We start from the raw sequence: 13555 nt of genomic DNA, 5'->3' as shown, positions 1-13555 counted from the left end.
TTGATTGCTATTTTAAATGCAGGATTCCAATATTTAGAACAAAGAGATAAAGACGATAATATTGTGAAAGAAGGGGTTGTTTCTAAGGAAAGCCCCTTCACTACTGCGGATAACACTGGTATTTATGATGTTATCGCGGAAAATCTTAGAGTTCTTGAAGAAAACCTAAATAAAGCGACGAGCGTCGAAGAACTTTCTACGATTCGTGATGAAGTAAAAGAGATTTATAATAAGTTGCTCACAGATGATTCTTTTTCTTCTGCTGATGCCAAGGAACAGGCTGATATTGCCAAAGAACAGGCCGGTATTGCCACGGATAAGGCCAAAGAAGCTACGAAGGCATACAATGATTTGAAGGCGTATAACGAAGAAAACATTGCGCCATTGAAGGTTGATATCAGTACAATCAAAGAGATCTTGACAAAAATCCAGGATATTCAGACTGACATCGACACCAAGGCTGCGACGATTGATGACCAGGCTTCCGAGGTAGAGAAAAGTGTTACCCGGTGTGCTACAAGCGAGAGAAATGCAAAGAACTCTGAAACCGGTGCTAAAACCTCCGAGGATAATGCAAAGTTATCGGAAACCAAGGCCAAAGATAGTGAGAATAATGCTAAGACTTCCGAAGCCAATGCTAAAGTTTCCGAGTATAATGCGAAGATTTCCGAAGATAATGCAAAGGCTTCCGAGTCTGCTACGCATAAATACAAAGAGGACGTTTCTTCTTTGCTTACGAATCTTTCTACACAGGTATCCACGGCAAAAGAATATGCTGATTATGTAAAGAAAATGTCAGACCAATGGGCCACTAATCCGCCGAATGAAAATCCTTCCACGGAACCTTCCGGGCCGACCACAGTTATTTCCCAGGGTGATGGGTTGACCTTTGATAAAATAGCAGACCTTGAAAATGACCAGATTGAAGCGAAGGAAAACGATAGAATACGTTTTAGAGGTTATTATAAGCCTGGTGATGGCGGCGGTGCTAACTATATTTGTAGCTATGTTCCGGACGTTAGTTCTAAACCTTGGGCGATTTACCTTTGCGAAACTGATGAAGTTGAATATGAAATCAAAAAGGATATCAATGGCACTCCGGTTTTGGACGAAAATGGGGATTACATTTTTGAAACGGATACCGAAGGGGCAAAAATCCCTGTACTTGACGATAATGGCAAGGAAGTTCATAAGAAACTTTATGCTTTACTTGATGAAAAAGTTATTAACTATAGAATGTTCGGTGCTAAACTTGATGGTAAAACTGATGATTACGACGCTATTATGATGGCACACCGTTATCAATCGTCAAACTATAGTATAGAGCCTATTTCTAAGCGTAAGCATTACTATGTAAAGCTGGAAAATCACGAGGGCATTATACGGAAAGATAACAATGAACCTATCCAGTGTCATGGAAACATCGACCTGTCTGGTTCCGAGTTATATGTACAGGATTGTAATGCAACCTGGTTTGGCTTTTACCTTTGGGGTGACAACGAAACAGATTATTGGTCCTATGAACCCACGGATGATTCTAAGAAAACATATACGAAGGATAACTTTGTTATTGGGACAGAAGGCAAAGAGTCCCACTTGGAACAAAATGCTCTGATTTTTCTACAAGAGGAACCGTATGCGGTCCGCGATGACTCCGGTTATCTTTATTCAGAGCCACGATATGAATTACTCTTGCATACGACAGATGGCGTGCTGGCTAATCCAATTACATACGATTGGAATAACGCTGGTGGCCTGGAAATCAAATCCTCTCTGTCAAGCTATGAAGGCCATGCAGCATCTACGCAGACTGTAAATAGTAAATTCACAATTTCTTACAATATGCTTCCATCGACGCACTATGAATTCGTGGGCTGTAATGTAAAATTGGCTACCAGCGCGAATAAGTATTGCTCCGTGCTCTGGTGCAAGACTCATAACGCTCATATCCGTGGATTTAATTTCTATCCAGACAGTAATCAAATGCACAACACAGTATTTAAGAATACGATGATTTATGTCTGGGGTTGCTATAATACAGAAATCTCTGATATCGTTGGTTTCAATGCTGCCGGTAAAATGCAGGGTAGCTCCAATGGTACTTCCGGCTACATGATTCGTGCAACGAATTGTCTTGACCTCCACATTCACGATGTTTCAATGCAAGGATATTGGGGCGCTACGGCAATGAACTGCGTCAAGGATATTCATATTGAGCGAGTCAATGCAAACCGTCTTGATATTCATAATTATTTCCAAAATTTGTATATCGACCACTGTAACCTCTTTAATCATGCAATTCAGATTGGTGAGGGCCGTGGTATTTGTCAGATTACTAATAGCAATTTCTATGTCAACGAATTGCCTAACGATAGTTATCCTAATGCACATATCCTTGAGTTTAATACGACGTATGGGCGAATTTTTGAGGGCCGGGTTGTCATTGAGAATTGTGATGCTTGGTTGAAGAAACCAGGCGGGAAAGAATTCGATGTTTGCAAAATCGACTTTAACAAAGAAGCCGTGAGCACGCTGGATACGCATAAGTTCCCGGAAATCACGATTAGAGATTGCAATTTCCATAGTTATGAACCGGATACATATCTGGTTTACTTTATGGTTGCAGGGAAAAGATATTGCAAGACCTCTGGGCAGGCTCCTACGACAGTTGTTGGTCAGTGCAAAGATACCGGCAATGATGATAAGGGAACATTACGCTGGAAACTCCTTGGTCGGGGCATTGACTGGACAGAGGCTTATACCGGTGATGGAAGTGTATCCCGTGGACAGTTCATTAGAACGTTTGATCGCTCCGTTGATGCTAGTGGCTTGACCTCCTTCTATAATACGAATATCTTTTTCGTAACTAAGGGCGGTAAGATTCCGACGATTAGTGAGGATAATAAACCCAGTGACCTTAGTGGTAAAGAGTTTTCTCTTGGTAGTGCGACGGTAAAATATGTCGAATGGAACGAGTGGCAGGCAAACAAAGATTATTCCGTCGGTGATTGCTGCTATACCAGTGAATCTTCCTGGAAGCCGTTGACTTGTTGGGAATGTATTTCTGCTGGTCATTCCAATGGTTATCGCCCGGTACATACGTCCGGCAAAGTTATTGAAGGTGTTGACACATATCCGCAATGCCTTGATGCCTGCTATTGGGAATACGTTGATACCAAAGAAAAGTTCGTTACAAAGACTTTTTCTCCGAGCATGGAAGTGGCTAAGAACGATATTATCTATGCGGATCATCGTCTTTACAAAGTCCTCAAAGAAGGTATTCTTTCTGATAAGCCTCCGATTGACACGGCTTGGCATGGCAGCTTCGATTGGGGAACGGCAAAACTTGGTTTCATTGGCAAAGACTGGTTCCCTAAAACTTGGTGGGAAAAGGATAGTTATGTTATTTCCCAAGGTAATGACGGAGTAGAACGAGTATACAAATTGGTGGACCAGGACGGTACGACGAGTGGCCGAATTCCTGTAAATAGTAATGCTCGTTGCGTTGATGGTGATATAATCTGGGAATGGATTTCTTCGTCTAAGCAAGGAACAGAATGGAAGGCTAACACGTCGTATAACTTAGGGGATATTGTTTACGTTGGTGATAATTCTTATAAATGTGTATTCGATGGAAAACTGGAAATGCCATCACAGATTGTTTTGCAGAACATTACTACAAACATGAAAGCCGGTGGTGATGTATTTGCTTTCTGGGAAGGCGGCACTGATGTTCCAACGAAATGCAATGCTAGTGGAAAGTGGATTATCAAGGTTGATAACGTTGATTTCTACAGATTCCGCACTTTTAAAAATGGATACTTTGGTCATTCTGGAAATATTCTTCCCACGACGATTGAATGTAATCTTAGCGGTACGAAGATAACGCTTCCGAGTGCGCCTACACCTTCAACAGATAGCCCGTCCACGGACGAGCCTTCGACGGATAACCCGTCTACTGATAATCCTTCCACGGATACACCTTCGACAGACAATCCATCAACAGATAACCCGTCCACGGACAAACCTTCGACGGATAACCCGTCTACAGATAATCCATCGAATCCATCTACGGATACACCCACGGTTGAAGGTAGTATCTATCAGAAATCCATATCCTTTGATAGCGACAAAGTAGAGGATTGGAGCGCTGGTGATGATTGTATGTTTAAAGGACCGAGTGGACGTAAAAAGGTTTTAATAAAGGCAACGACAAATAACGGTGCATTTGTTACCAATAGTAGTTATCTTTGCTTTATTGATTCGGATTGGACAAAGGAAATCCAAGTAAAGGGGATTAACAATGGAGTCGTAGTTGATATAACGCCAGGTAAGGAATATCGATTCTGCTATTGGCTTTCTGCGAATAAAGCATGTAGCATCAATGTTAGTATTATCGCTAGTGACGAAGTGGATGCGATGACTTCCTCTGAATATGTTATCCCTGCTTACGCATAAAAACGAGGTGATGTTAATGGTAAAATCTTGGAATGGGAAGTATGTAAATGACCGACGAACAAGTTATTAAACTTTATGAGAAACTATCAGAGGTTTCCGAAAGAATTGCTCGTATTGAAACAATGTTAGTTACCCAGGAAACAGAAAATACCCGTTTAAGGGCAATCATTGACGAGCACGATGAAAGGCTTGGTAAGCTAGAGGAATCGTCGGCAAAAGTCTTTGGTGTCCGCGAATTTATTGCTTGGGCAATCGCGGTGGCCATAGCTATTGCGGGGGTGGTAATGCGATGAAATATGCAACGCTTTTGCGCTGGATAACATTGGATAAGATTGTAGGGGCTGGCCTGGTGCTGGCCCTTCTTTTATCTATGTTTATTGGAGAAAACAAGGATTTACAGACTTCGATAGCCTCTGGATTGATAGGGTGGTTATCTCGTGGAGTTGTAGAGCATGGAAAGGATGATGTGTATGGCAAGAAAAGTGACTATTGAAGAACTACGGCAGATGGCCGAGGATGCCAGGGAAAGCATCTGGGCACAGGCCAAGGAATATGGCAGGGAGCCTAAGATTTACCTGCATTGGAGCGCTGGACATTATGAAACCGTCTTTGACGATTATCATGTGAATATCACGGGTAACGGTGAAATCTATGTAACCGGTGACCTCGATGAAATCAAGGCTCATACCTGGCGCAGAAATACCGGCGCGGTGGGGATTTCTCTGTGTTGCTGCTATAACGCTACCTCTGCTGACCTTGGTCCGGAACCTCCAACGGCAGCGCAGATTGAAGCCATGGCCCAGGCCATTGTTGCAGTAGCGGATGGACTCTGGTTAACCATTGACGAGGCTCACGTTTTGACGCATGGTGAAGCCGCGGATAACGAGGACGGTCTATGGACGCATGATAGCTACGGGCCTAAAACCACGGTGGAGCGTTGGGACCTGGAATATCTGGGGACCGATGAAAGTCCTAAGTATAATCCCTGGGCCACCGATGGATCTCGTGGTGGCGATGTATTGCGCGGAAAAGCCAATTGGTATAGAAATGAGGAGTGATGTGGAATGGCAAAAGTAAGTAAGATTTTCTTTGGCGTACTTCGGTGGATCAAAAGTCATGCGAAGTATATCGGTGTTGCTGCGCTGGCCATGGCATTGTTCGCTGGTGGTTGGTTCGCCTGCAAACACTTTGGAGCCAATGTAGTTACCAAGACCGAAGTACAGACTGTGGAAGTGGAGAAGCCTGTTCCAGTGCAGATTCCCGTGGAAGTCAAAGGGGATACCGTGATTAAGTATGTAGAAAAGGATTCTCCTGCGGATGCCGATGTGCAGATTGAGAGTCCTGCACCAGCCATCGCGGTATCTTACAATGGCGAAAAAACGGAACTCAATGGTCTGACCACGGAGAAGCAAAAGTTTGACCAGGGAAAACTACAGGTAGAGCAGAAATCCGAAGCCGTACTTGATGTAACTCCTATTGTTAACAGGGAGGTACAGGCTGCGGTCAAAGAGAATACCGAAGCATTAAATAAGACTCATGCCGAGAATATGAAAAAAGAAAAACATAAGCGACACAAGAGGGAATTTCAGTCTTTCCTTGCCGGGGCCGGAGTAGGCTTGGCAGCAGCGTTACTTTAAACTTTGGGGCTACTAAGGAGCAATCCTTGGTGGCCTCGTTTTTTTGTTTTTATGGATTAACGATTGACAAATAAAAATAACAGTCCTATAATGTACATGTTGTCAAAAATATTTCACAAGAGGTTAAAAGAAATGAAGTATGTTAAATACATTGTTACAACAAAAGATGGCCATGGGGTTGAACTTGCCCGGTCATACAGAAATAATCAAAGAATTCCAAAGTGCCCATGTACCTGGCGCGTGAACGTGCTTGGGGCATCTACGGTAGAATCTGTTTTTTGCAGCCAAAAGGAAAAGGCGAAGATTTATCGTCGCGGGGACCATGCTCAATACGAAGAACTCATTGATACCATTGAGAAACTAACGGAGGGTGTACAGTGTGACTAAATCAAAGGTTATAACATTCTCCAATATCCGGTTCATCGTTACCCAGGACAATATCTGGTTAGTCCGGGAAAGCGTCATGGATATGTTCGGATATGGCTCCGGTGATTACTATGTGAGTCCGGATTGTAAATTTGTTTTGGACAAAGATGGCAAAGTCATATCTCCTGTGGTTGGCCTGGTTGACCACATCGAACTGACCGAGGACATCCATGGCGATGCGATGCAGATACACCTTATCAACGAGGCTGGTATCATGCAAATGGAACCGTCATCGTGGGATTGCAATGGCCGGACGATAGATTCCTTCTTGAAGGACGAGGTTATCCCGGAGCTACATAGACGTCAAAAAGATTTTATGGAGGTTACGAAAATGGAAAATGAATTAGCAGTTATCAACGAACAGGAAGTATTAGGTAAACAGTTCCGCATGTATGGCACAGTAGAGCAGCCGTTGTTCTTGGCGAAGGACGTAGCTGAATGGATTGATTATGCTTGGGCTAATTCCAAGCAAGTAAGCCGTGATGTGTCGCGGATGTTGAGGACTGTTGATGAAGATGAAAAGCTGACAGGAACAATCTTCCTATCAGGTCAAAACCGTGAAATGTGGTTCCTTACCGAAGATGGCCTCTATGAAGTGCTCATGCAGAGTCGCAAGCCCATTGCAAAGCAATTTAAGAAGAAGGTCAAGGAAATTCTCAAAGAAATTCGTAAGACCGGACAGTACGTTGTAAAGCCTATGGATAGCTACATGATTGATGATCCCATTGAACGTGCAAAGGCGTGGATTAAGGAGGAAGAAAAACGCATGGCCCTGGCCGCCGAGGTTAAGGAATTGACACCTTTGGCAGAGCAGACGACAAAGTATATCGAAAAAGGCCATCTGATTGGAATAAGAGCCCTGGCAAAAGAATTGAATGTCAAAGAAAATCTGCTGCGTTACGTTGTTGACGATGTTCTTGGTTGGCGCTATAAGCAGGGCAATGGCTACAAGGCTTACAAATGGGTAGTTACCGAGGGATATATGGAAACTAAAGATGCTATTCCTGGTATTACTCGTGATTATTTCACAGTCAAGGGCCGTATGCGTGTCGAAGAAGAATTAAAGAAAATCCAGGGAAATCAGAAGGATTTAGCGAGGGCATAACATGGATACCATAGATTTGTTCCTTGGTGCGTTCCTTGTCCTGTCCTGGATGATGCTATGGATTATCCGAGGCGTGGCATTGAGTTACCAGAAGGAAATCGAGAGGTGTCATAGAGAAATCTACCGGTTAAGGGATGATTTACCGATAGTTTATAAAAATGAACGCCTAAAATGACCTATAAGAGCGTTATAATGGCGTAATGGTGTAATTGTATAGCGTTATACCATTATAACGGTGTAAGTGCTCCTAGAGTGTTACAGAGGAAAACCCCTTAAAAATGTACGAAAGGACCTATGAAACTATGATTATCAATGATATTGCAGAACAGATCGAGAAAATTCAGCTTAGAGAGCAGCGTTCTGTACCGAATATTATCTCGTATGTTCCCCGCGAGGCTGCGGAGGACACAAATAAGTTGTTCCGGTTCCTGTCAGCGTGGAATAGCATGGGGCATATCCCTAGTCCATCGCTGGCCTTGGAAATCTGAAAGCGAGGTGCAAAATGAGAGCATACAACGTTGGAGCTACGGTTCCTATTTATGACCGGGAAACGGGAAAAAGAGTCACCGGAGTCATCGCATCGACGCACAAGAATATTTCCCTGGTCTATATCGGGAAATCCAAGAGCCAATGGGTTGACAATGAAACCCTGGATTTCATCGAAAAATCTATATTGCCGAATGATTAACCATGGAGTCACTGGTATTTTTATGCTGCCAGTGACTCCTTTTTTTATCACTTGACAATTATATTTAACGAGAGTAGAATATATTGTGTTGTCAAGATATTACACAGAAGAATCGAGGTATAGCAAATGAAGTTAAGCATCAAGTACGAAGTTGAAATCAATGAGCATTTTGATAACGAGGCTGACAAGGAAATTATCGAGGGTTTTGTCAGGGCAAAAGAGGATGAAACATTACCTGGGATATTAAAGGAAACCATGGAAGATAATTTGACCGGTGGCGACACTCCTGATGAAAGAGTCAAAGTTACTGTCGCGGATTATACATTAGACCTTGAAGCATAAACGGAGGTAATTCAATATGTATATTTCGCTCCATAACCACACGGATTTTTCAATCATGGACGGGTATCAGACTATGAAAGAACTTGTTGGCCGGGTGAAGGAACTTGGCCAGACTGCGGTGGCCCTCACAGATCATGGGACTATGCGTGGTATCGTAGAATTTTACCGGGAATGTGTGGCCCAGGATATCAAGCCTATCATCGGCTGCGAGTTCTACTTTTGCCCAGACGTAAGCATCCGTGACCGTTCCTTCACGCACCATTTGGTTCTCTTGGCTATGAACGAGGAAGGGTACAGGAACCTCAAAGAACTGGACTCCATCGCTTACCGCGAGGACCACATGTTCTACAAACCGCGTATCGACGAATCAGACCTGCGAAAGCATAGTGGGGGGGTAATTTGTCTGTCCGCGTGCATGGCTTCCATCGTCAATACGGATACCGGCGAGGATTGGTTTGTAAAGTTCAAGGAAATCTTTGGGGACAGGTTCTACGCTGAAATCCAGCCATTGAACATTGACCGGCAATGGGAATACAACGATAAGGTCATTGGTCTGGCCAGGAAGCACAACGTCCCTCTGGTGGTCACTACGGATGCTCATTATGCCAAGGCCGAGGACGAGCCCTATCATTTCTTGTGGCTGCAAATTCATGGCAATGGATACCATGATAACGAAAACTATCTCTGGTCCGAGCAGGAAATCCGGGAAACGCTCTGGATACCGGACGATGTGAAAGAGGAAGCCATTGCGAATACCTCCGCCATTGCCGAGCGCTGCAATGTAACCATTGAATTCGGCGGTATGCACTATCCGACGTACACAGAGCGCGATGCCGAAGAAGTTATCCGGGAAATCTGCCGAGAGAATTGGCGGGCCAAGGTTCCTAAAGGCAAGTACAAGGAGTACGGGGAACGCTTTGAAAAAGAAATGGTTGACCTCAAAAAAGCCAACTATCTCAATTACCTGCTTATCATCTGGGACCTGGTAAACTGGTGCGTAAAGAATAATATCCCCGTTGGCGAAGGCCGTGGTTCTGCTGCCGGGTGCCTCATTGGTTACCTCATGGGCTTTCATAAAGTCGATAGTATCAAATACGATACCGCATTTTTCCGCTTTTGTAATCCACAGAGACAAAGCCCGGCGGATATCGATACAGACGTATCCACGGATAATCGAGGGAAAATCATTGATTATATCCGGGAACATTACGGTACAGTCTACAAGGTTACGACGTATGGCTATACCAAAAATCCCGACAAACCCGATGTTGGTAAACAGGCGGTTCTTCGGGCGCAGCAGGCATTGGAGAAAGAAGAATATCTGTCATTGACCGAGGAAGAACGCGCAGAGGTTGACCGTCGTAAAAGGGACAAGCAGGACACTGGTATGCGATGGACCAGGGAAAGGGTGCTCGTGGTAACTAAGGACCTGCAAGAATCCCTCGACGAAATCCTCACGATAAACAGTGCTTTCAGCCAGGAAGAACGTGAACGTCTCCTTGATGTGTCGCAGCATTTCGCTGGTCGCATTGATAAGATGGGGGTTCACGCATCGGCAATCCTGGTTACTCCGGATGCCGTAGAAAAATATTGTCCGGTAGAAGGCTGCACTTCCACAGATACGTCCACTGGTAAGCGCGAGTATGTGCGTGTGGCCGCCTTTGAATATCACACACTGGAAGCCATGGGCCTCTTGAAGTTGGACATCTTGGGCCTGCGCACGTTGGATATTATCGACGAGTGCCTTTCCGCAATCAAAATTCCGCTTTCCCTTGAATCTATCCCCATGAACGACAAGGCTACATACGAGGTATACGCCGGTGGCCATACTACGGGTATATTCCAAATGGAGTCCCCTGGGATGCAGAAAGTTGCCCAGGAATTGAAGCCGAATCGCTTTGATGACCTGGCCGTGCTGGTTGCCTTGTATCGTCCGGGGCCGATTGACTCTGGTATGCTTCAACAATATGTCGATGCTAAGAACGGCAAGATTACCGTGGAATATCCTTGCGAGGCCATGAAGGAAATCGCAGGGAAAACATATGGCGTTCTGGTGTACCAAGAACAGATTATGCTTATCTCCATGAAGATGGCCGGGTACGACCTTGGTCAAGCTGATGCCCTCCGTAAAGTCATTGGGCGAAAAGAGCTCACGAAAATCAAGGCTGCCGTGGCTGATTTCATTGCCGCATGTGAGGCCAACGGTTATTCACATGAGGTAGCAGCGGCGGTGGCAGCGCAGATTGAAGCCGCTGGCCGGTATGTATTCAACCGCAGCCACGCGGTATCCTATGCTAAACTCTCATATAAGACCGCGTTTCTCAAAACGCATTTCCCGGTCCAATACATGTGCGCTTTGCTTAATTCCCGGACGGACCACAAGAAACTCTTGCCGTATATCGAAGAATGTAAGCGTATGGGCATCAAGCTGCTTCCTCCGGATTTATCCAAGGGCAACCGTAAATGGGCCGTGGAAGGCGATGCGATCCGTGTCGGCTTATGTTATATCAAAGGCGTAGGGGCGAACCTTACGCTGGTCCAGAGCAATGATTGGCATACGGTGGCCGGAGCCAATAATAAGTTAATTACCGAGGGGCTTATCAAGGCCGGGGCACTGGATTACCTGGGGAAAGACCGAGGCTGGATGCTGGCCAATCTGCAATCCACCAAGGAAATCTTGCAGCGCAAGGCTCATTGTGAGGAACGCATTGAGTATTACCAGGACCAATATGACATGGCCATAGATGATAAGGGCCGGGCCAAGGCACAACGCATGATTGACCAGTGGCAGGCAAAGTTGGCTGATGTGGATTTCAAGGAGTCCGCAGCAAAGAAGTATGATAAGATTGCCGGTGAAATTTCCGTGTTGTCCTTTTCCTTCTCGTCACTTCCAAAGGTGCTTACGGGGGTGGCCAAGAGCGTCTATGAGTTCCAGGATAAGCGAGGAAAAACTATGGCCAAGCTGATATTCGATACGCCATACGGTGAATTCGATGGCATTGTATTTGCATCGGCATGGAACAAAGATAAATACTATGATAGATATCGCGGTTGGCAGCGGGGAATCAAAGTGGCCAAAGGATTGACTTATGAATTTATCCGCAGCAACAAAGGCATTATCATCGATGCGCAACTTGTGACCGCATAAAAAACGCAGGGGCTATGATGCTCCTGCGCTTTCTCGTTTTTACCCTTTTTGGGATAGGTAATAATACAGTGCGATGATGAATATGAGAACGATTATACAGATAATCGCCCTTCTCCGCTTCCTGGGCTGACATAGATAGACCATTGCTACGACGATATCAATGAAGATAAGCAGATAAACACCGTAGCGGATTATCGTACACAGTTTGTCAACTAACAGAAGGCCAATTCCTAAAATAATGACCTCGCCGACTTGCCCCCAGGTTCCGTGCATCAGAGCTGCCCAGGCGGTCTTTACGATTAAAGCGTAACTTTCCATTTGAAATCCTTTCTGCCATATTTTTTGGCACTGGCGTTTACTTTTACAATTAAAAGATAACAAATAACATGGATTCCAAGAAATGAATTCACTGAAAAAATAATGCTTACCTTGTTATGCCATTATACCATTACACATGTATACAATTATAACGTTGTAAAACATGACCGCGTAGGATTGCCGTGAAGGGCCGTGAAATATCATTCCTATATAAACTATTGCATTGCATAGAAAAAGCCCGTAGGCGAAGCGTGAGAGCGCCTATGGGCTTGAAGGCTTATTTTATTGATTTTCCTCTGTTTCCTCGATAAATTTCTTCGGTGGAGCAGGAGGTCTGCCGATGTTTTTCTTCGCAGCGGTTACGATGACCTCATTCAGCTTCTTGTGGCGGCGATATGCCTGTTCGCGGAACATATCATATTCGTCCTGGGTGAGATAAAGAGTCACACGTTTATCACGACGTTCTTTGTTTTCTTCCTTTGGTGGTTCCTGTTTAATCTGCGGTTTGGCCGGAGGTGCTTTAATGATAGGCGTGGAAGGAGCAGACGCATCTTTGAGCGCTTCTACGATTTCCGGCTCCGGGGCTTCTTTGGCTTTTTCTATGGCTCCTGTTATCTGCCGCAACGCATCGGATTTCCGCTTGTGGAATTGTTCGCTTCTATTGATTGGCATTATTTTTCTACTCCTTTGATAAATTCATCGATGAACTTATTATAATCTTCGGCTCCGGTGGAATTCGGCTTATAGTCGAAGATAGGCACATGGATAGATGGCAGTTCTGCGAGATTAACGTTTTCACGGATTGCCGTTTTAAACACTTTGGTTCCCATGCCTTTGGCCAATTCATTGAATATATCGGTATATTCTCTGTTCAGTACAGTATTGGGCTTGAATCTCGTGAGCAGGATACCAGCAATTTGAATATTGGGATTTACATATTTCCGAACATCAAGTACGGATTCAAATACATTGGCGATACCGTCTGTGGAAAGTTCGTTGGCCTCTGCGGGGATTACCACATAATCCGTGGCCATGTATGCGTTGACAGTGACCACGCCGAGAGCCGGGGCATTGTCCATGATGCAGTAGTCATAATCTGTGGCCAGTTCAGAGAGTGCTTCACGAATTCGCATAAGTTTATTGACGGACTCTGGTAAGTTTTGGTCAGCACTGTTCAGTAGAGGGCTGCCAGGGATAAGGTCAAAGAATTCCAGTTTAAGAATCGCAGAATTGATGTTTACTTCTTTGGTAATAACGCCGAAGGACGTAGGGCCATTTTTGTTTACTCCGCAGAACTTCGTGAGGGAACACTGTGGATCAAGATCAATAGCCAGGACGGACTTACCTCTTTTTCTTAATCCGGCTGCAAGGTTATATGCCGTGGTTGTTTTGCCAACGCCGCCCTTCTTATTGCTGATAACTACTGTAATCAT

13 protein-coding genes are annotated in these 13555 nt (G+C 44.7%); 11 read left to right on the top strand and 2 right to left on the bottom strand.

The features are described 5' to 3' along the window. The 11 genes from SELR_RS19180 to dnaE all read left to right on the top strand — a co-directional run bounded on the left by SELR_RS19180 (window position 1) and on the right by dnaE (window position 11804). Window positions 1-4458, top strand: a complete 4458-nt coding sequence (locus SELR_RS19180; protein ID WP_014426106.1) for a putative phage tail protein — start codon at window positions 1-3, stop codon at window positions 4456-4458. Window positions 4459-4505: 47 nt separating this feature from the next. Next, a complete protein-coding gene (locus SELR_RS16970; RefSeq protein WP_014426105.1) occupies window positions 4506-4751 on the top strand; it encodes a hypothetical protein in 246 nt (81 codons plus the stop codon). After that, window positions 4748-4951, top strand: a complete 204-nt coding sequence (locus SELR_RS16965; protein WP_014426104.1) for a hypothetical protein — start codon at window positions 4748-4750, stop codon at window positions 4949-4951. The genes SELR_RS16970 and SELR_RS16965 overlap by 4 nt, the downstream gene beginning before the upstream one ends. Beyond that, window positions 4929-5516: an N-acetylmuramoyl-L-alanine amidase gene (locus SELR_RS16960; RefSeq protein WP_014426103.1), complete on the top strand. Its 588-nt coding sequence runs from the start codon at window positions 4929-4931 to the stop codon at window positions 5514-5516. Before SELR_RS16965 ends, SELR_RS16960 begins: the two co-directional genes overlap by 23 nt. 6 nt (window positions 5517-5522) lie before the next feature. After that, a complete protein-coding gene (locus SELR_RS16955) occupies window positions 5523-6095 on the top strand; it encodes a hypothetical protein (protein WP_014426102.1) in 573 nt (190 codons plus the stop codon). 132 nt (window positions 6096-6227) lie between these two features. Next, window positions 6228-6482, top strand: coding sequence for a hypothetical protein (locus tag SELR_RS16950; RefSeq protein ID WP_014426101.1), 255 nt, complete (start codon window positions 6228-6230; stop codon window positions 6480-6482). Then, entirely contained in the window at window positions 6475-7626 is a 1152-nt protein-coding gene (locus SELR_RS18720) for a BRO family protein (protein WP_014426100.1), read from the top strand. Before SELR_RS16950 ends, SELR_RS18720 begins: the two co-directional genes overlap by 8 nt. A 302-nt stretch (window positions 7627-7928) precedes the next feature. Continuing rightward, entirely contained in the window at window positions 7929-8114 is a 186-nt protein-coding gene (locus tag SELR_RS16940) for a hypothetical protein (protein WP_158645850.1), read from the top strand. Between the two features lie 14 nt (window positions 8115-8128). Next, on the top strand, window positions 8129-8314 hold the full coding sequence (locus tag SELR_RS16935) for a hypothetical protein (protein WP_014426097.1): 186 nt from the start codon (window positions 8129-8131) through the stop codon (window positions 8312-8314). Window positions 8315-8440: 126 nt separating this feature from the next. Next, on the top strand, window positions 8441-8656 hold the full coding sequence (locus tag SELR_RS16930) for a hypothetical protein (RefSeq protein ID WP_014426096.1): 216 nt from the start codon (window positions 8441-8443) through the stop codon (window positions 8654-8656). A gap of 16 nt (window positions 8657-8672) precedes the next feature. After that, window positions 8673-11804: a DNA polymerase III subunit alpha gene (dnaE, locus tag SELR_RS16925; RefSeq protein ID WP_014426095.1), complete on the top strand. Its 3132-nt coding sequence runs from the start codon at window positions 8673-8675 to the stop codon at window positions 11802-11804. Window positions 11805-12404: 600 nt separating this feature from the next. On the opposite strand, the gene SELR_RS16915 is transcribed toward dnaE, so the two are convergent. Continuing rightward, the gene (locus tag SELR_RS16915) at window positions 12405-12794 is read right to left on the bottom strand and encodes a hypothetical protein (protein ID WP_014426093.1); all 390 of its coding nucleotides are present in this window, start codon (window positions 12792-12794) and stop codon (window positions 12405-12407) included. Then, window positions 12794-13555, bottom strand: a complete 762-nt coding sequence (locus tag SELR_RS16910) for a ParA family protein (RefSeq protein WP_014426092.1) — start codon at window positions 13553-13555, stop codon at window positions 12794-12796. Before SELR_RS16910 ends, SELR_RS16915 begins: the two co-directional genes overlap by 1 nt.

This window comes from Selenomonas ruminantium subsp. lactilytica TAM6421 (assembly GCF_000284095.1).
Classification (GTDB): Bacteria; Bacillota; Negativicutes; order Selenomonadales; family Selenomonadaceae; genus Selenomonas_A; species Selenomonas_A lactilytica.
Note: the sequence above shows the minus strand (reverse complement) of the source record. Positions and strands in the feature narration are given on the sequence as shown.

Coding starts and splice junctions, on each gene's coding strand:
- SELR_RS16970 (WP_014426105.1), top strand. CDS start 4,506: ATGACCGACGAACAAGTTATTAAACTTTATGAGAAACTATCAGAGGTT.
- SELR_RS16965 (WP_014426104.1), top strand. CDS start 4,748: ATGAAATATGCAACGCTTTTGCGCTGGATAACATTGGATAAGATTGTA.
- SELR_RS16960 (WP_014426103.1), top strand. CDS start 4,929: ATGGCAAGAAAAGTGACTATTGAAGAACTACGGCAGATGGCCGAGGAT.
- SELR_RS16955 (WP_014426102.1), top strand. CDS start 5,523: ATGGCAAAAGTAAGTAAGATTTTCTTTGGCGTACTTCGGTGGATCAAA.
- SELR_RS16950 (WP_014426101.1), top strand. CDS start 6,228: ATGAAGTATGTTAAATACATTGTTACAACAAAAGATGGCCATGGGGTT.
- SELR_RS16940 (WP_158645850.1), top strand. CDS start 7,929: ATGATTATCAATGATATTGCAGAACAGATCGAGAAAATTCAGCTTAGA.
- SELR_RS16935 (WP_014426097.1), top strand. CDS start 8,129: ATGAGAGCATACAACGTTGGAGCTACGGTTCCTATTTATGACCGGGAA.
- SELR_RS16930 (WP_014426096.1), top strand. CDS start 8,441: ATGAAGTTAAGCATCAAGTACGAAGTTGAAATCAATGAGCATTTTGAT.
- dnaE (WP_014426095.1), top strand. CDS start 8,673: ATGTATATTTCGCTCCATAACCACACGGATTTTTCAATCATGGACGGG.
- SELR_RS16915 (WP_014426093.1), bottom strand. CDS start 12,794: ATGCCAATCAATAGAAGCGAACAATTCCACAAGCGGAAATCCGATGCG.
- SELR_RS16910 (WP_014426092.1), bottom strand. CDS start 13,555: ATGATTACAGTAGTTATCAGCAATAAGAAGGGCGGCGTTGGCAAAACA.